General features: G+C 72.6%; 12 protein-coding genes. 3 read left to right on the top strand and 9 right to left on the bottom strand.

Annotation, left to right across the window (positions count from 1 at the left end):
- Nucleotides 1–20 precede the first annotated feature (20 nt).
- From ACZ49B_RS02075 to ACZ49B_RS02065, 3 genes are all read right to left on the bottom strand, one after another.
- A complete protein-coding gene (locus ACZ49B_RS02075) occupies nt 21–1907 on the bottom strand; it encodes an acetolactate synthase large subunit (RefSeq protein ID WP_468299538.1) in 1887 nt (628 codons plus the stop codon).
- A gap of 204 nt (nt 1908–2111) precedes the next feature.
- The gene (locus ACZ49B_RS02070; RefSeq protein ID WP_468299865.1) at nt 2112–4967 is read right to left on the bottom strand and encodes a putative bifunctional diguanylate cyclase/phosphodiesterase; all 2856 of its coding nucleotides are present in this window, start codon (nt 4965–4967) and stop codon (nt 2112–2114) included.
- 351 nt (nt 4968–5318) lie between these two features.
- Nucleotides 5319–6266, bottom strand: coding sequence for a 2-hydroxyacid dehydrogenase (locus ACZ49B_RS02065; RefSeq protein WP_468299536.1), 948 nt, complete (start codon nt 6264–6266; stop codon nt 5319–5321).
- A gap of 79 nt (nt 6267–6345) precedes the next feature.
- On the opposite strand from ACZ49B_RS02065, the gene ACZ49B_RS02060 reads away from it, so the two are divergent.
- From ACZ49B_RS02060 to ACZ49B_RS02050, 3 genes are all read left to right on the top strand, one after another.
- The gene (locus ACZ49B_RS02060) at nt 6346–7353 is read left to right on the top strand and encodes an aldo/keto reductase (protein WP_468299534.1); all 1008 of its coding nucleotides are present in this window, start codon (nt 6346–6348) and stop codon (nt 7351–7353) included.
- A gap of 157 nt (nt 7354–7510) precedes the next feature.
- Nucleotides 7511–8737: a PQQ-dependent sugar dehydrogenase gene (locus tag ACZ49B_RS02055; protein ID WP_468299532.1), complete on the top strand. Its 1227-nt coding sequence runs from the start codon at nt 7511–7513 to the stop codon at nt 8735–8737.
- 42 nt (nt 8738–8779) lie between these two features.
- Nucleotides 8780–8956 (top strand): DUF6191 domain-containing protein, encoded by a 177-nt coding sequence (locus ACZ49B_RS02050; RefSeq protein ID WP_468299530.1) that lies wholly within the window; start codon nt 8780–8782, stop codon nt 8954–8956.
- Here ACZ49B_RS02050 and ACZ49B_RS02045 read toward each other — a convergent pair.
- The 6 genes from ACZ49B_RS02045 to ACZ49B_RS02020 all read right to left on the bottom strand — a co-directional run bounded on the left by ACZ49B_RS02045 (nt 8922) and on the right by ACZ49B_RS02020 (nt 16535).
- The gene (locus ACZ49B_RS02045; protein ID WP_468299528.1) at nt 8922–11975 is read right to left on the bottom strand and encodes a helix-turn-helix transcriptional regulator; all 3054 of its coding nucleotides are present in this window, start codon (nt 11973–11975) and stop codon (nt 8922–8924) included. The two genes, ACZ49B_RS02050 and ACZ49B_RS02045, sit on opposite strands and share 35 nt — an antisense overlap.
- An 80-nt stretch (nt 11976–12055) precedes the next feature.
- Nucleotides 12056–12244, bottom strand: a complete 189-nt coding sequence (locus tag ACZ49B_RS02040; RefSeq protein WP_468299526.1) for a hypothetical protein — start codon at nt 12242–12244, stop codon at nt 12056–12058.
- Nucleotides 12245–12412: 168 nt separating this feature from the next.
- Complete coding sequence (locus tag ACZ49B_RS02035) at nt 12413–12997, bottom strand: hypothetical protein (RefSeq protein ID WP_468299524.1); 585 nt, start codon at nt 12995–12997, stop codon at nt 12413–12415.
- 103 nt (nt 12998–13100) lie between these two features.
- Nucleotides 13101–13655: a GNAT family N-acetyltransferase gene (locus tag ACZ49B_RS02030; RefSeq protein ID WP_468299522.1), complete on the bottom strand. Its 555-nt coding sequence runs from the start codon at nt 13653–13655 to the stop codon at nt 13101–13103.
- 39 nt (nt 13656–13694) lie between these two features.
- Nucleotides 13695–15944: an MMPL family transporter gene (locus ACZ49B_RS02025; protein WP_468299520.1), complete on the bottom strand. Its 2250-nt coding sequence runs from the start codon at nt 15942–15944 to the stop codon at nt 13695–13697.
- A 201-nt stretch (nt 15945–16145) separates the two neighbouring features.
- The gene (locus tag ACZ49B_RS02020; protein ID WP_468299518.1) at nt 16146–16535 is read right to left on the bottom strand and encodes a cupin domain-containing protein; all 390 of its coding nucleotides are present in this window, start codon (nt 16533–16535) and stop codon (nt 16146–16148) included.
- Nucleotides 16536–16583: the final 48 nt, after the last annotated feature.

The raw sequence follows: 16583 nt of genomic DNA, 5'->3' as shown, positions 1-16583 counted from the left end.
CTCTCTCAGGCTCTCTCGGCTCAGTCGTCTTCGTTGTCGCCGAAGTCGGGACGGACGCCCCGGGCTGCCATGACCTCGTCGTTGGAGGTGCCGGCGGCGACCATCGGCCACACCATGGCGTCCTCGTGGACGATGAAGTCGATCACGACGGTACGGTCGTTGATCGCGTTGGCCTCGGCGATGACCTTGTCCAGGTCGGCCGGGTCCTCGCAGCGCAGCGCCACGCAGCCCATGGCCTCGGACAGCTTGACGAAGTCCGGGACGCGGGTGCCCTTGCGGGGGGCGGTGGACTCGCCGAGCTGGGAGCCGACGGTGCCGTGGCCCGTCTCGTCCGCGTGCAGGACGGTGTTGGAGTACCGCTGGTTGTAGAACAGGGTCTGCCACTGGCGGACCATGCCCAGCGCACCGTTGTTGATGATCGCGACCTTGATCGGGATGTTGTTCAGCGCGCAGGTGACCAGTTCCTGATTGGTCATCTGGAAGCAGCCGTCACCGTCGATCGCCCAGACCGTGCGGTCCGGCATGCCGACCTTGGCGCCCATCGCGGCCGGGACCGCGTAGCCCATGGTTCCGGCGCCGCCGGAGTTCAGCCAGGTGCGGGGCTCCTCGTAGTTGACGAAGTGCGAGGCCCACATCTGGTGCTGGCCGACGCCGGCCGCGTAGATGGTGTGCTCGGGCGCGAGTTCGCCGATGCGCTGGATGACCTGCTGCGGCGAGAGCATGCCGTCCGCGGGGGTCTCGTAGCCCAGCGGGTAGGTCTCGCGCCAGCGGCTGAGGTCCTTCCACCAAGCGGAGTAGTCCCCGGCGTTGCCCTCGGTGTGCTCGGCCTGGACCGCCTGGATCAGGTCGGCGATGACCTCGCGGGCGTCACCGACGATCGGGACGTCGACCTCGCGGTTCTTACCGATCTCGGCCGGGTCGATGTCCGCGTGGATGACCTTGGCGAACGGGGCGAAGCTGTCCAGCTTGCCGGTGACGCGGTCGTCGAAGCGGGTGCCGAGCGCGATCAGCAGGTCCGACTTCTGCAGGGCGGTGACGGCGGTGACCGCACCGTGCATGCCCGGCATGCCCACGTGCAGCGGGTGGCTGTCGGGGAAGGAGCCCAGCGCCATCAGCGTGGTGGTGACGGGGACGCCGGTCAGCTCGGCCAGGACCTTCAGTTCGGCGGTCGCGCCGGACTTCATGATGCCGCCGCCGACGTACAGGACGGGGCGCTTGGCCTGGCAGATGAGCTTGGCGGCCTCGCGGATCTGCTTGGCGTGCGGCTTGGTGACCGGCCGGTAGCCCGGGAGGTCCTGCGAGGGCGGCCACGTGAAGGTGGTCTTCGCCTGCAGGGCGTCCTTGGCGATGTCGACCAGGACCGGGCCGGGACGGCCGGTGGAGGCGATGTGGAAGGCCTCGGCGATCGTCCGCGGGATGTCCTCGGCCTTGGTGACCAGGAAGTTGTGCTTGGTGATCGGCATCGTGATGCCGACGATGTCCGCCTCCTGGAAGGCGTCGGTGCCGATCGCCTTGGAGGAGACCTGGCCGGTGATCGCGACGAGCGGCACGGAGTCCATGTGCGCGTCGGCGATCGGGGTGACCAGGTTGGTGGCACCCGGGCCGGAGGTGGCCATGCAGACACCCACCTTGCCGGTGGCCTGCGCATAGCCGGTCGCAGCGTGGCCGGCGCCCTGCTCGTGGCGGACCAGGATGTGGCGCACCTTGGTGCTGTCCATCATCGGGTCGTACGCCGGGAGGATGGCCCCGCCCGGGATACCGAAGACGGTGTCGCACCCCACCTCTTCGAGAGAGCGGATGAGGGACTGCGCACCCGTGACGTGCTCAACTGCGGCGGGCTGGTGTCCGCCGGAACGGGGCCGCGGCTGCGGATGGTGGGCCCCGGTGGCCTGCTCGGTCATCGGCATTCTCTTCTCGAGGCTGAGGGTTTTACGAGGATTCGAAGGCGTGCCAGTGCAACAAAAAACCCCTCGTGCCAGGAGGCAAGCGAGGGGAGCGCGTCGGGAGTACGGAGCGGGGACATGCAGGTCCCAGCTTCAGCCGACGCGCTTTCCAAGTACGAGAATTCGGGTGCGCATGGCACTGACCCTCCCTCCGGCGGGAGGGGGATGTCAAGCGGGTGGGACGGGCGTCTCATTATGTGAGCCTCTGCGGATGGCCATCGAGCCCCCGGACGAACCACCGGCCAGGGCGGGCTGGGCTGCCCCGCCCGGTACTGGGAACGTACCGCGCACGAGCGCGCGGCGCAGCCTGTACTCGTCGAGCGGGCCGGAAAAGGCCGCTCCCTGGCCGTGTGTGCAGCCCATCGCGCGCAGTGCCATGACCTGCTCGGGGAGGTCCACCCCGTCGGCCACCGACTGCATGCCCAAATCATTTGCAATGCGCAACAAACCAGCGGTGATCTTGTGGAGTCGGGCGGACTCGACCACCCCCTCGACCAGCCCTCTGTCCAGCTTCAAGATGTCCACGGGGAGCCGGCGCAGGGCGCTGATGGCCGCGTAGCCGCTGCCGAAGCCGTCCAGGGCGATCAGGACCCCGAGCCGGCGCAGGGCCGCCAGGCGCCGCTCCAGCTCGTCGAAGGGGACCCTGGGGTCGCTGTCGGCCAGTTCGATCACCAGGGCCCCGGACGGCAGCCCGTGCCGGTTCAGCAGGGCCTCCACGGAGCCGAGCGGCACGGCTCCCCCGGCTGCCGCCGGTCCCAGGTCCAGCAGCCGCTGCGCGCTCATCCGGACGGCCACCGGTACGTCGTGCCCGATCCGGTGCCGCTCGGCGGCCTGTCCCACGGCCTCCTCCAGCAGCCAGCGCCCCAGCTCGGCGGCCCGGACGGGCGTGCCCCCGGGCAGCCCGCCGCGACCGTCCGGCCCTGCCGCCGCGCCCTCGCTGTACTCGGCCACCCGGAGGAATTCCGCCGGGGTGAACAGGATCCCCTGGGCCGAGCGCCAGCGGGCCTGCGCCGCCACGGCCGTGACCTCGCCGGTCGCCAGCGAGACCACGGGCTGGTGCAGCAGGGCGAAGTCCCCGTCGTGCAGCGCGGTGCGCAGCCGCCCGGCGAGCTCCGCCTTCCGTACGATCTCGGCCTGCATCTGGGGCGCGTAGAGCTCGACCCGGTCCTTGCCGCCCGCCTTGGCGCGGTACATCGCGAGATCCGCATTGCGCATCAGGTCCGAAGGGGTGATGCCGGGGTCGGCGAAGGCCACGCCGATGCTGGCGGCGACCCGGACCTCGCTGCCGGCGATCCGGTACGGCTGGGACAGGGTGGTGCGCAGCCGGTCCGCGATCTCGTGCACCTGGTACTCGCGGGCACTGCGGTCGCGGCTGCCGTCGCCCAGGATCAGCGCCGCGAACTCGTCGCCGCCGAGCCGGGCCGCGGTGTCGCCGGCGCGCACCGAGTCCTGGAGTCGGCGCGCGGCCTCGATGAGCAGCTCGTCCCCGGCCTGGTGGCCGATGGTGTCGTTGACCGCCTTGAAGCCGTCGAGGTCGATGAACAGCACGGCGGTGCTGTGGTCCCCCGCGCGCCGTCCGGTCAGGGCCTGGCGGACCCGGCGGGTGAACAGCGCCCGGTTGGGCAGGTCGGTCAGCGGATCGTGCTCGGCGCTGTGCTGGAGCTGCGCCTGGAGGCGGACCCGCTCGGTGACGTCCCGGCTGTTGAGGATGAGGCCGCCCTGGTGGCGGTTGACCGTCGACTCCACGTTGAGCCATTCGCCGCTGCCCGACTTGAAGCGGCATTCGATGCGGGTGGTCGGCTCCTCGGTGGGCGGTGCGGCGAGAAAGCGGCGCACCTCGTGGACCACCCGGCCCAGGTCGTGCGGGTGGATCAGGGTCGCGAGCTCGGTGCCGACGAGCTCCTCGGCCTCGCGCCCGTAGACCCCGGCCGCCGCGGGGCTGACGTAGCGCAGGGTCCCGGTGGGCGCGGCGATCATGATGACGTCGCTGGAGCCCTGGACCAGGGAGCGGAAGTGGTTCTCCTTCTGGGCCAGTTCCTGCGTCAGCGCGATGTTGTCGATGAGCATGATGCCCTGCCGGATGACGAGGGCGAGCACGACCGTGCAGCCCGTGAAGACGACCACCCGGTCGACCTTCCGGCCGTCGACGACGTTGTACAGGATGCCCAGCGTGCAGACGGCCGCCGCGAGGTACGGCGTGAGGGCGGGCAGCGATCCGGTGATGGGGCGGCTGACCGGGCGGTCGGCGCGCGGGAGCCCCGGCGTCCCCGGCTCCGGGTGGACGCGCCGGGCCCCCCAGGGTGCGTACGCGAGCAGCAGCGAGCCGGCGAACCATCCGGCGTCGAGCAGCTGGCCGGACTGGTATTCGGCGCTCAGCAGCGGCGAGGTGAACAGGGCGTCGCTGAGCACGGTCAGGGCCAGGGCCGCGATGGCGGTGTTGACGGCCGAGCGGTTGACCTCGGAGCGCCGGAAGTGCAGGACCAGCACCATGGAGACGAGCGCGATGTCCAGCAGCGGGTAGGCGAGCGAGAGCGCGGCGCGCGGGACGCTGCCGGGAGCCCCGGTCTGGGCGGTGCGCGCCGCGTGCGCGAGGGCCAGGCTCCAGGAGAGGGTGAGCAGGGAGCCGCCGATGAGCCAGGAGTCGAGCCCGAGGCAGACCCAGCCGGCGCGGGTGACCGGGCGTTTGGCGAGGACGAGCAGGCCCACGATGGCGGGCGGTGCGAAGCAGAGGAAGGCGAAGTCGGCGACCGAGGGCTTCGGAACGGCCTCGCCGAGGACCACCTCGTACCAGCCCCAGACGGCGTTGCCGCAGGCACCCATGAGGGAGGAGAACGCGAAGAGCAGCCAGGCCGGGCGCTCGCGGCTGTCGATCACCCGTGCGTACGTGTAGCAGGAGACGGCGGCGAGTAACGCGGCGGCGCTGAGCCCGAAGTCGCCCATGATCTCGGCGAGTTCCTCGGAGCCCCAGCCGAGGGCGGCACCGACGGCGTACCCGCCGCTGATCACGGCGAGGAGCAGCTGCATCGCCAGGCTCCTGCCACCGCCGCCCGGGACGGGCTGCCTGGTCAGCAGCGCCGCCCCCGGGGCACTCACCGGGCCCCCTCGCCGGCTGGTTCCGGCGCAGCCCAGTCTCGGCCGCGTCGCCTCCGGCGGCTGTGCCGCATCGGATCTTTCGTCCATTGGCCGTACATCGCCCGTCGCCCCCCAAAGTGTCCGATCACTCCCCAGCGCCAGACGAACGCGCTGCAGCCCCTTGTTCCGGACGATACACCACTTTCGTCACTCAGGGACATAGATGGTCTACTCTCCGTTACCACGCGGGGAGTTGTGGCCACTGTGCGCGTCCGGACGGATGCGGAGTGTGCGCACAGCGCGTCACCCGGTGATCAGGACCGTGTTCTCGACGGGCTCCCCGGCGGCGAACCGGTGCAGCTGGCGGGCCACCAGACGCTTGGCCCGTGGCGCGAACGCCGTGCTGCTGCCGCCGACGTGAGGCGTGATCAGGACATTCGGAGCATGCCAGAGCGCGTGGCCGGCGGGCAGCGGTTCCGGGTCGGTGACGTCGAGGGCCGCGCGCAGCCGGCCCGACTCCAGCTCCGCCAGCAGGGCGCCGGTGTCGGCGACGGGGCCGCGCGCCACGTTCACCAGCAGGGCGCCGTCCTGCATCCGGGCGAGGAAGGCGGCGTCGGCCAGGCCCCGCGTCGCGTCGGTCAGCGGCGTGGAGAGGATGACCACGTCGGCCTCGGGGAGCAGCCGGGGCAGGTCGGCGTGCGCGTGCACCGGCCCGCGCGGGGTGGTGCGCGCCGAGCGTGCGACGCGTGTGACCCGCGCGCACTCGAAGGGCGCGAGCCGGTCCTCGATGGCCGCGCCGATCGATCCGTACCCGACGATCAGCACGGACTTGTCGGCGAGGGCGTCGTAGAAGCCGCCGCGCCACTCCTCGCGGTCCTGGCCGCGGACCATGCCGGGGATGCCGCGCAGGGAGGCGAGGGTGAGGGTGAGCGCCAGCTCGGCGGTGCTCGCCTCGTGGACGCCGCGCGCGTTGCACAGCCTTACGCCGGGATGCAGGAGGTCGAGGCCGCCCAGGACGTGGTCGATGCCCGCGGTCAGCGTCTGTACGACCTCGAGGTCCGGCATGCCGGCCAGCGGGCGCAGGGTGACCTCGGCGGACTTCATGTACGGGGTGACGTAGAAGACGCAGGCGGCGGGGTCGGCCGGGAAGGTGTCCTCACCGTCCCAGTGGCGGTAGCTGAAGGCGTCGGGGAGGCCCTCGATCTCCTCGGCGGGGAACGGGAGCCAGACGTCCGCTGTCTTTGCAGTCATGATCACGAGGCTATGCCAAGGCCAAAGGATCCTGATCAAGCCGTTAGTTTGTTTGCCGGACCGGGAGGGGGACGCACGGGTGGAGCGCAGGTCGATCGGGGCGGGGGCGCTGGCGGTGGGCGCCGTCGGGCTCGGGTGCATGCCGATGAGTTGGGCGTACGCGCCCGCGCGGCGCCGCGGCGAGGAGTCGCTGGCCACGGTGCACACCGCGCTGGACCTGGGGGCGAACCTGCTGGACACCGCCGACCTGTACGGGCCGTTCACCAATGAGCTGCTGCTGGGGCGGGTGCTGCGGGAGCGCCGGGCGGAGGCGTTCGTGTCCGCCAAAGTGGGGCTGCGGGCGGGCGAGCAGCACGTGGTGGCGGACGGGCGGCCCGGTTACATGCGGCGGGCCTGCGACGCCTCGCTGCGGCGGCTGCGCACGGACGTCATAGACCTCTACCAGCTGCACCGGGTGGATCCGGACGTCCCCGTGGAGGAGACCTGGGGGGCGATGGCGGAGCTGGTGGCTGCGGGGAAGGTGCGCGCGCTCGGGTTCTGCGCGCTGGGCGCGGGTGCAGGGCCGGGGGCGGGGCGGCGCGGGGACCGGGCGTACCGGGTGACGTTGGGGCACCTGGAGCGGGTCCAGCAGGTGTTCCCGGTGAGCGCGGTGCAGGCGGAGCTGTCGGTGTGGTCCCCGGAGGCGGCGCGGCAGCTGCTGCCGTGGTGTGCGGCGCGCGGGGTGGGGTTCTTGGCGGCGATGCCTCTGGGCAGCGGGTTCCTGACCGGGACGCTCAGGCCGGGCGAGGGCTTCGAGTGGGAGGACGTACGGGCGCGGCATCCACGGTTCACGGCGGAGTCGATGGCGGCGAACCAGGTGCTGGTGGCGGGGCTGCGGCGGGTGGCCCGGCGGCACGGGCCGCAGGTGACGGCGGCGCAGGTGGCGCTGGCGTGGGTGCTGGCGCAGGGGCCGCAGGTGGTGCCGGTGCCGGGGGCCGACCGGGCGCACTGGGCGGCGGAGAACGCGGGGGCGGCGCAGGTGCGGCTGACGGCCGGGGACCTGGCCGAGATCGCGGCCCTGCCGGCGGCGGTGGGAGCCTGGGACTGAGCGAGGGCCCGGGTCCGGGGCCGTGGCCGGTTCCGGGGCCGTGGCCGGCTCCGGGACAACCACTCGATCGGGTGTACGAGTGGTGGAACTTCGGGAACTGCCGCAGCTGTTGAGACAGATGAAAGGCACGATCGCAGGACCGGAGGGGAGCAGGACGATGCGATACGGACAGGCGCACAAGCTGTACGAGGGCCCGCGGCCCCGGACCCGTGGAGTGCTGGCGGCCTTCGCCCTGGCGGGGTGCGGGGCTCTGCTGGCGGCGGGCTGCGCACCGGCGGGCGCCCCCGCCGCCAAGCCGGGCACGTCACCACCCGGCGCGGCACCCGCCGCATCGGGGTCCGGCGCCGCAGGCTCCCCGTCCGGCCCCTCGGAGGCCGCCCCGCCGCCGGCCAAGGGCTCCGTGACGGTGGCGGGCGAGATCGCCAAGGACCTGGAGTCGCCGTGGGGTGTGGCCCCGCTGCCCGGCGGGGACCTGCTGGTCGCCTCGCGGGACAAGGGGACGATCAGCAGGGTCGCGGCGGCCACGGGCAAGGTGACCCCGATCGGCAAGGTGCCCGGGGTGGCCCCGGGCGGGGAGGGCGGGCTGCTGGGGCTCGCACTGTCGCCCGCGTTCGCCTCGGACCGCATGGTGTACGCGTACTTCACGACGGAGTCCGACAACCGCATCGCCCGGATGCGCTACGACGAGCAGAGGGACGCCGGCCAGCAACTGGGCGCACCGGACACGGTGTTCCGGGGCATCCCGAAGGGCCTGGTCCACAACGGCGGCCGGATCGCCTTCGGCCCGGACAAGATGCTCTACGCGGGGACGGGCGAGACCGGTGACACCGGGCTCGCGCAGGACAAGAAGTCGCTGGGCGGCAAGATCCTGCGGATGACGCCGGACGGGCAGCCGGTGCACGGGAATCCGGAGGCCGACTCCGTCGTCTATTCCTACGGGCACCGCAATGTGCAGGGCCTGGCCTGGGACAAGGACAAGCGGCTGTGGGCGGCCGAGTTCGGCCAGAACACCTGGGACGAGCTGAACCTGATCGAGCCCGGCGCGAACTACGGCTGGCCGGAGGCCGAGGGGAAGGCGGGCAAGCCCGGCCTGCGTGATCCGGTGGCCGTGTGGAAGACCGACGAGGCCTCGCCGAGCGGGATCGCCTGGGCCGAGGGCTCGGTGTGGATGGCCGGGCTGAAGGGCGAGCGGCTGTGGCGGATCCCGCTGGCCGGGGCCGCTCCGGTGGCCGAGCCGGAGGCCTTCCTGACGGGGAAGTACGGCCGGCTGCGCACGGTGATCGCTCTCGGCGGGGACAGATTGCTGCTGGTCACGAGCGAGACGGACGGGCGCGGATCGCCGGAGGCGGGCGACGACAGGATCCTGACACTGACGGTGCGGTAACCGACGGCTCCCCGGCGGGGGGCGAAAGGCACGGTGGGCGCGGTGTTCAACATGATCGAGGAGCTGTTCAACCCGGGGCGCAAGCACACGGACGAGGAGAAGAAACGGCTGGAGCTGTCCCGGACCGACGTGAACGACGGCGATCCGGGACGCGGCCCGATAGACCTCGACTCCGGCAAGGTGCTCATACGCCCGGCTGAGAAGCCCCCACAGGAGTGAGCGGCGCGAACAGCCGCAACCGGTGGGCGAGGGCGGCCGCTTCGCCGCGGCCGGCGACGCCCAGCTTGGCCAGGATGTTCGAGACGTGCACGCTGGCCGTCTTCGGGGAGATGAAGAGCTCCTCGGCGATCTGACGGTTGCTGTTGCCCGCCGCGACCAGGCGCAGTACGTCGCGCTCGCGGCTGGTCAGGCCCAGGGCCTCGACGGGGTCGGTGTCCGGTGCGGGCAGGGCCGGGGGTGTGTCGGCTTCGGTGAGCGGGAGCCGGGCGCGCTGGGCGAGCAGGGCCAGGTCCTCGCGGAGTCTGCGGGAGCCGAGCCGGTCCGCGGTGGCGTAGGCCTCGCGGAGCAGGACGGCGGCGGTCTCGCGGCAGCCGCCGGAGGCCAGCAGGGCCTCGGCGAGCCGGTGGCGGGCACGGGCCAGCAGGTACGGGCGCTCCAGCGGGCGGACGGCCTGCTCGACGGCGGTCCAGTCTGCGGCGGTGTCCCGGTCCTCGGCGCGCAGCAGCTCGGCGCGGAAGAACTCGGCGTGGGCGGCCCACACCGGCACGGGGGTGGCCAGGGCGCGGGCGGCGCGGCCGAGCACGTCCAGGGCGGCTTCGCGGCCGGCATCGGCGACCGGGAGGCCCCGGGCGTCCGCCTCGGCGGAGGCGGCGGCGAGCAACAGCGGCCAGGCGTAGCGGTGGTGGCCGAGGGGGAAGCCGTGGGCGACCGCTTCGGCGATCTCCGCGCGGACGTCGGCTATCCGGCCCTCCCCCGCGGCCACGCCGACCGCGAGGCGGTAGAGCGGTATGCGGTGCTGGGGCTGGCTGTCGTGGGTGCCGAAGTGGGCGTGGGCGGCGGCGAGCCGGCCGGTCGCCTCGGTCATTTCGCCGCGCGCCAGGGCCAGGTAGGACAGCCGTGCGGAGGCGGAGCCGCGCGGGGCCGCGCTCTGGCCGACGCTCAGGGCGCGCCGGGCGGCTTCGGCGGCCTCGTCCCAGCGGCCGAGGTTGTACAGGCTCTCCGCCATGTTTCCGCTGAGCCAGGCCTCGGTGTCCAGCAGCCGTGACTTCTTGACGAGTTCGACCCCTTGTTCGGCCACTTCCACGGCTTCGTGGGACCGGCCCCTGCTTTCCAGCTGAGAGGTGAGGTTGATATGCGCACGTCCTGCCAGCATGACGAGCCCCAGTTCCGTGGCCCGCTCCCGGACCGCCTGCATCTCGGCGAGGCCGCGCTCGGCTTCGCCGGAGTCGGTGAGCAGGCAGCCCACGGTGATACGGGCGTTGAGCTCGATCTCCTCGGCCCCGAGCATCCGTGCGTAGGCGACGGCTCGTTCCGCGGCCTCGATGTTGCCCGGTCCGGGGTTGTGGAGCATGCCCCAGCCCGCGGCCCTGACCAGGACCTCGGCGTGCACCTGGGACGGGGGCAGCCCCTTGACGAGCTCCTGGGCCTTGGCGAGCTCCTCCCAGCCGTCGCCGCGGGCCAGGCTGGCGACGAGCCGGGAGCGCTCGGTCCAGAACCAGGCGGCGCGCAGCGGGTCCTGGTCCTCCTCCAGCAGCCGCAGCGCCGTCTTGGTGATCTTCAGGGCGTGTTCGCGCTCGCCGCCGAAGCGGGCGGCGACGGTCGCCTCGGCCAGCAGGTCGAGCCGCTGCAGCGGGGTGGTGGCCGGGTCGCAGCCGCACGGCGGGTACACATCGGTGTAGTCCACCGGGCGCAGCGTCTCGCGCACCTCTTCCGGCGCGCTCTCCCACAGGTCCAGCGCCCGCTCCAGCAGCCGCAGCTGTTCGGAGTACGCGTGCCGGCGGCGGGCGGCGACCGAGGCGGCGAGTACGGCGGGCAGCGCCTTGGCCGGGTCGTTGGCGCAGTACCAGTAGCTGGCCAGCCGGATGACCCGCTCCTCGGCGCGGATCAGCGAGCCGTCGGCCTCCATGGCCTCGGCGTAGCGGCGGTTGACGCGGGCGCGCTCGCCGGGCAGCAGGTCGTCGCTGACGGCCTCGCGGACCAGCGAGTGCCGGAAGCGGTAGCCGTCCCCGTCGGGGGTGGCGAGGAGGATGTTGGCGCCGACGGCGGCGCGCAGGGCCTCGATCAGCTCGTCCTCCGTCAGTCCGGCGACGGCGCGCAGCAGCGGGTACTCCACGGTGGAGCCGCCCTCGGCGACGATGCGCACCACCCGCTGGGCGGCGTCCGGCAGCACCTCGACGCGGACGAGCAGCAGGTCGCGCAGGGACTCGGTGAGTCCGGTGCGGCAGCCGCTCTCCCTGCAGGCGGCGAGTTCCTCGACGAAGAAGGCGTTGCCGTCGGAGCGGTCGAAGACGGAGTCGACGAAGGCCTCGTCGGGCTGCGCGGCGAGGATGCCGGCGAGCTGGCGGCGCACTTCGGCCCGGTTGAAGCGGGGCAGTTCGATGCGCTGGACGGTGCGGAGCCGGTCCAGTTCGGCGAGCAGCGGGCGCAGCGGGTGGCGGCGGTGCACGTCGTCGGCCCGGTAGGTGGCGACGACGACGAGCCGGCCGGCGCCGAGGGTGCGGAAGAGGTAGGAGAGCAGGTGCCGGGTGGAGGTGTCCGCCCAGTGCAGGTCCTCCAGGACGAGGACGACGGTGCGGTCGGCGGCGAGCCGCTCCAGCATCCGGGCCGTCAGTTCGAAGAGCCGGGCGGTGCTCTCCTCGTCGTGCGGGCCGCGGGGGGTGTCGCCGAGTTCGGGAAGGATCCGGGCGAGTTCGTCCTCCTGCCCGGCGGCCGCGGCCGCCAACTCCCCCGGGAGCTGGCGGTGCAGGGTGCGCAGGGCCGTCGAAAACGGGGCGAAGGGAAGGCCCTCCGCCCCGATCTCCACACAGCCTCCGACGGCCACGACCGCACCACGGCGGGCCGCTTCGGAGAGGAACTCCTCGGTGAGGCGGGTCTTTCCGACTCCGGCCTCGCCCCCGATGAGCATCGCCTGCGGCTCCTGGCCGGCGGCGCGCGCCAATGCGTCGGTGAGTACGGCCAGTTCGTCGGCTCGGCCGACGAACACCGGGCTGACAGATCTGGTCTCCACGTCGCCGAGCATCGCACAGGATCCCGACCCGACGGCACTCGTTATCGGTGCGCTCCTCATCACGTGCCGGTCCACGCGTTTCGCGGCGCGGGCTACGCGGCGCGGGTGAAGCGGCTGCGCTGCCCGCTCACCGGCCCTTCGGGTTCCTGGCTGCGAGAAGAGGCGCGGTGCGCCTCCTTGGCCTCCTGGACCCGGCGGTACGCGTCGGCCTCGCGGATGAGGTCGGCGCGGCGGGCGGTGGCGATCTCGTACTCGAACATCTCGTGCTCCCTGGTCTGCATTTCTCGGCACCTCGTTCGGTGTGATCCAAGATTCGCGCCCCAGGTGGTGTCCGCACATCGGGCGCATGCCGCATCTGTACGGGGCGGGGGTCCTTAGGCCTCGGCCGAAGGACCCCGGGGCGGACCGGGAGTGCCTAGGAGGGGGTCCTAGGCGAGCGCGCGGAGGTCCTAGGCGGCCTTCGGGAGGGGAGCCAGGATGTCGAAGTACATGAGGCCGAAGAGCAGGACGCCCAGGGCGCCGAGCGCGACGGCGGCCCAGGAGACGGCGCGGACCCAGGTCGGGAGGGTGCGGCCGGGGGCGCCGAAGGCGGGGCGGGCCAGCACGAAGACGGCGAGGAGGAGGGCGAGGGTGGACAGGACGCCGTTGACGAGGGCGGTCATGTGCCAGGCGTCGCCGTACAGGGCCTGGATCTTCGCCTCGGTGGTGGCGGCGTTGACCGACTCGATCTGGCCCACGAGGGTCTGGCGCTCGGCTATGACGCGCGAGACCCAGCTGCCGCTGAGGGCGACGAGCCCGAGACCGGCCGCGACGACGGCGGAGGCCGCGGCGCCGACGCCGTCGGACGCCTTCTCGGTGTCGTCGAGCTCGCCGTCGAGCGCGTCCTCGAACTCCTCGTCGGAGAGGGCGGGCTCGGTGGCCTCGGCGGCGGGGGCGTCCTTGAGGTCGGCCTTGGCCTCGGCGGCCTCGGCGACCTGGGGCTCGGCGGTGTCCGCGTCGGGAGCGGTCGGGTCGGCGGTCTTCGTGGTGTCCATGCGGGGCACCGTAGGCGGCTTGTCTGAGAGGTTTCTGAGAATGCGCCGACGCGGTCGGGCAGGGCCGGCCGCGGGCCCCGCACCGGGGCCGCGGCGGGTGGTGTCAGGCCGTGGGGGCCGGCGGCCACTCGTGGGCGAGGACGGCCCAGATCTCGGTGTTCTGGCGGACGCCGCGGTACGGGTAGGCCTCGCGCAGGACGCCTTCGCGGGTCATCCCGAGCCGCTCCGCGACGGCGAGGCTCTTCTTGTTGGCGGAGGAGGCGTGCCATTCGGCGCGGTGCATGCCGCGCTCGTGGAAGGCCCAGTCGATCAGGACGCGGCAGGCCTTGGTCACCAGGCCCCGGCCGGCCGCCGTCGGCTCCAGCCAGCAGCCGACCTCGCAGTTGCCCGACCCGGCGTCGAAGGTCCGGAACAGGACCCCGCCGACGAGGGTGCCGCCGACCCGGATGCCGTAGATCCGCCCTCCGTCGGCGGCCGTCTTCTGGCCGTACGTGGAGAGGAAGCCGCGCGCCGAGTCGAGGTCGGTGACGTAGTCGGCCAGGACGATGTGCTCGCCGATGAACTCCCGGCCGCGGTCCATGTGCGCCAGGAACTCCTCGGCGTGCCACACCTCCAGCGGAATCAGCTGGGCGTCGTCGGCGAGGTCTATCGAGAACATGCGGCTTCTTCCTTGGGTCTCATACGGCGGGTTGCCGGATCACCGGGATGCTGTGGCGGGCTCGGCCCCGTCCTCGCTCGTGGCGGGGTCGGCACCGGGGCGCTGCGCGGGAAGTGTCGCATGCGAACGGCGCTCGGGGGGCTCGATGCTGATCTTGGGCAGTCGGCGGTCCAGCCAGGCGGGCAGCCACCAGTTGGCGCCGCCGAGCAGGTGCATCAGCGCCGGGACGAGGAGGGTGCGCAGCACGAAGGCGTCGAGTGCGACGGCCGCGGCGAGCGCGATGCCGAACATCGCGATGATCCGGTCGCCGCTGAGCACGAAGGCCAGGAAGACGGAGATCATGATGACCGCCGCAGAGTTGATCACCCGGCTGGTCTCGGCGAGGCCGACGCGCACGGCCCGCCGGTTGTCGCCCGTCTCCAGCCACTCCTCGTACATCCGGCTGACCAGGAACACCTGGTAGTCCATGGACAGTCCGAAGAGGACGGACACCATGATCACCGGCAGGAAAGGCTCGATCGGGCCGGCGCTGCCCAGGCCCAGCAGCTCGCTGCCCCAGCCCCACTGGAAGATCGCGACGACGACGCCGAAGGAGGAGGCGACGGCCGCGACGTTCATGGCGGCCGCCTTGAGCGGAATGCCGAGGGAGCGGAAGGCCAGCAAGAGCAGGAGGCAGCCGAGGGCGATCACCACCCCGACGAACAGCGGCAGTTTCCCGACGATGACGTCGGCGAAGTCGTCGTAGCCCGCGGTCACACCGCCGACGTGGACGTCCATGGTGTTGCCGTGCCCGGCGCCCGGGATGACGTCCTCGCGCAGCTTCGTGACCAGCTCGCTCGTGGCCCGGGACTGCGGGGCGGAGTCCGGTACGACGGTCACGACGGCCGTGTCCCCGCTCCGGTTGAAGACGGCCGGGCCGGCGGCGGCGACGCCCTCGGTCGTCCGCAGCGCCTCGGCCAGGTGGTCGACGGCGAGCCGGTCCCCGGCGCCCTCGAGGCGGGAGACGACGGTGAGCGGGCCGTTCATTCCTGGCCCGAAACCGTCGGCGAGCAGGTCGTAGGCCTGCCGGGTGGTGGAGCCGGCCGGGTTGTTGCCCTGGTCGGAGGTGCCCAGGTGGAGGGAGAAGGTGGGCAGCGCCAGCACCACCATGACCAGCGCGGCGACGCCGCCGAGCAGCTTGGGGTGCCGTTCCACGAAGGCCGACCAGCGGGCGGCGAACCCGGTGGGCGTCTCGGGCCGCGGACCCTCGGCCGCGAGCCTGCGGCGCTCGCGGCGCGAGAGGGCGCGCATGCCGATGTACGAGAGGAGGGCGGGCAGCAGCGTGACCGAGGCGCCGACCGTCAGCACCACCGTGAGGGAGGCGGCTATCGCGACGCCGTTCAGGAAGTTCAACCGCAGCACCAGCATGCCGAGCAGTGCGATGCAGACGGTGGCCCCGGCGAAGACGACGGCCCGGCCGGTGGTGGCGACGGCCCGCCCGGCCGCCTCCTCGACGGGCAGGCCGCGCATGAGGCCCTTGCGGTGCCGGGTCACGATGAACAGCGCGTAGTCGATGCCCACGCCGAGTCCGACGAGGGTGCCGAGCATCGGGGCGAAGTCGGCGACGGGCATGGCGTGCCCGAGGAGCGTGATGCCGAAGTATGCGGTGCCGACGCTGACCAGGGCGGTCGCGATGGGCAGCAGGCTCGCGGCGAGCGAGCCGAAGGCGAGGAAGAGGACCAGGGCCGCGACGGCCACGCCGATCACCTCGGCGACGTGCGCGGTGGGCGCCTCGGTCAGGGCGATCGCCCGACCGCCGAGCTCGACCTGGAGGCCGTCCGCTTCGGTGGCGGGGTTCTTCGCGGCGTCGACGACGGCCTCGGCCTGTGCCTTGGGTACGGAGTCGGCCTGCTGGTCGAACGTCACCACGGCATAGGCGGTGCGTCCGTCGGGGCTGATCTGCGCGGCGTTCTCGGGCCCGGCGCCGTAGGGGCCGGCGACCGAACCGACCCCGGGGAGTGCGGCGATGGCGTCGAGGGCCTCGGTCATGCGCTGCTCGACGTCGGGCGTACGGACGCTCTGATGCTCCGGGGCCCGCCACACGATGGTGTCGGTGTCACCGCCGTGGCCGTGGAAGCCGGCCCGGAGGAGGGCATGGGCGCGACTGGACTCGGTGCCGGGGACCTCGTAGTCGTTGGAGAACGCCGATCCGGCGGTGCCTGCGGCGGCGGCGGTGCCGCCGAGCGCCAGCAGCCACAGGAGAACGGCCAAAAGCCGGTGCCGCAGGCACCACCGTGCGATCGCTGCCAACGGACGTGCTCCCTGGTGGTTCAGATCTTCACCGGGAGCTGCCCGACGCAAAGACACTGGAACTCGTGACGGCCGGCGGCCCGGGGGATCGCCCCGGGAATCGGCCGAGAAGATATACACCGCCACGATCTCAGCGTTTCGTGATCGTTGGCCCCTTTCGTGTGCATCGTCACAGGGGCGTGGGGCGGTGCGGGACCAAGGTCATCCGCTCGACGGGCCGTCCGGCTCGTCGGCCCGGTAGCCCGGGACCGAGGGCCACCGCACGGTGAGGACCACCGCGTCCTCCTCCGCGTACCAGGAGTGGTCGACTCCGCGGCCCCAGACGACGTAGTCCCCCTGCTCGGCGAGGACGACGGTCCGGCCGGGGAACTCCAGCCGGAAGCACCCGCTGATCAGCACCAGCAGCGCGGTGCGCTCCTCGCCCCGCACCCACTGGGCCCGCTCGTCGCCCTTCGGGTGGACTCCCCACTTGATCTCCACGTCCTTGCTGTGGCGGGGATCGGCGGGGTCCTTGAAGTGGCCGAGGAGCCAGCCGCGGTCGGTGGCGGCGTCCGGGGTGGCCTTGCCGGTGTAGATGGAGTCGTCGTTCACGGGGTGAGGCTAATGCAGTTGTGCGGGCGGGCGGACGGCTGGTGAGCT

The organism is Streptomyces sp. NPDC031132 (assembly GCF_055570595.1).
The sequence above is the reverse complement of the archived record's forward strand: the minus strand, read 5'-3'. Positions and strand labels throughout refer to the sequence as shown.

Bases quoted from the DNA above. Each gene is read 5' to 3' on its own strand.
- ACZ49B_RS02055 (WP_468299532.1), top strand. From the start codon at position 7,511: ATGCGATACGGACAGGCGCACAAGCTGTACGAGGGCCCGCGGCCCCGG.
- ACZ49B_RS02045 (WP_468299528.1), bottom strand. From the start codon at position 11,975: ATGCTCGGCGACGTGGAGACCAGATCTGTCAGCCCGGTGTTCGTCGGC.
- ACZ49B_RS02030 (WP_468299522.1), bottom strand. From the start codon at position 13,655: ATGTTCTCGATAGACCTCGCCGACGACGCCCAGCTGATTCCGCTGGAG.
- ACZ49B_RS02065 (WP_468299536.1), bottom strand. From the start codon at position 6,266: ATGACTGCAAAGACAGCGGACGTCTGGCTCCCGTTCCCCGCCGAGGAG.
- ACZ49B_RS02070 (WP_468299865.1), bottom strand. From the start codon at position 4,967: ATGCAGCTGCTCCTCGCCGTGATCAGCGGCGGGTACGCCGTCGGTGCC.
- ACZ49B_RS02040 (WP_468299526.1), bottom strand. From the start codon at position 12,244: ATGCAGACCAGGGAGCACGAGATGTTCGAGTACGAGATCGCCACCGCC.
- ACZ49B_RS02035 (WP_468299524.1), bottom strand. From the start codon at position 12,997: ATGGACACCACGAAGACCGCCGACCCGACCGCTCCCGACGCGGACACC.
- ACZ49B_RS02075 (WP_468299538.1), bottom strand. From the start codon at position 1,907: ATGCCGATGACCGAGCAGGCCACCGGGGCCCACCATCCGCAGCCGCGG.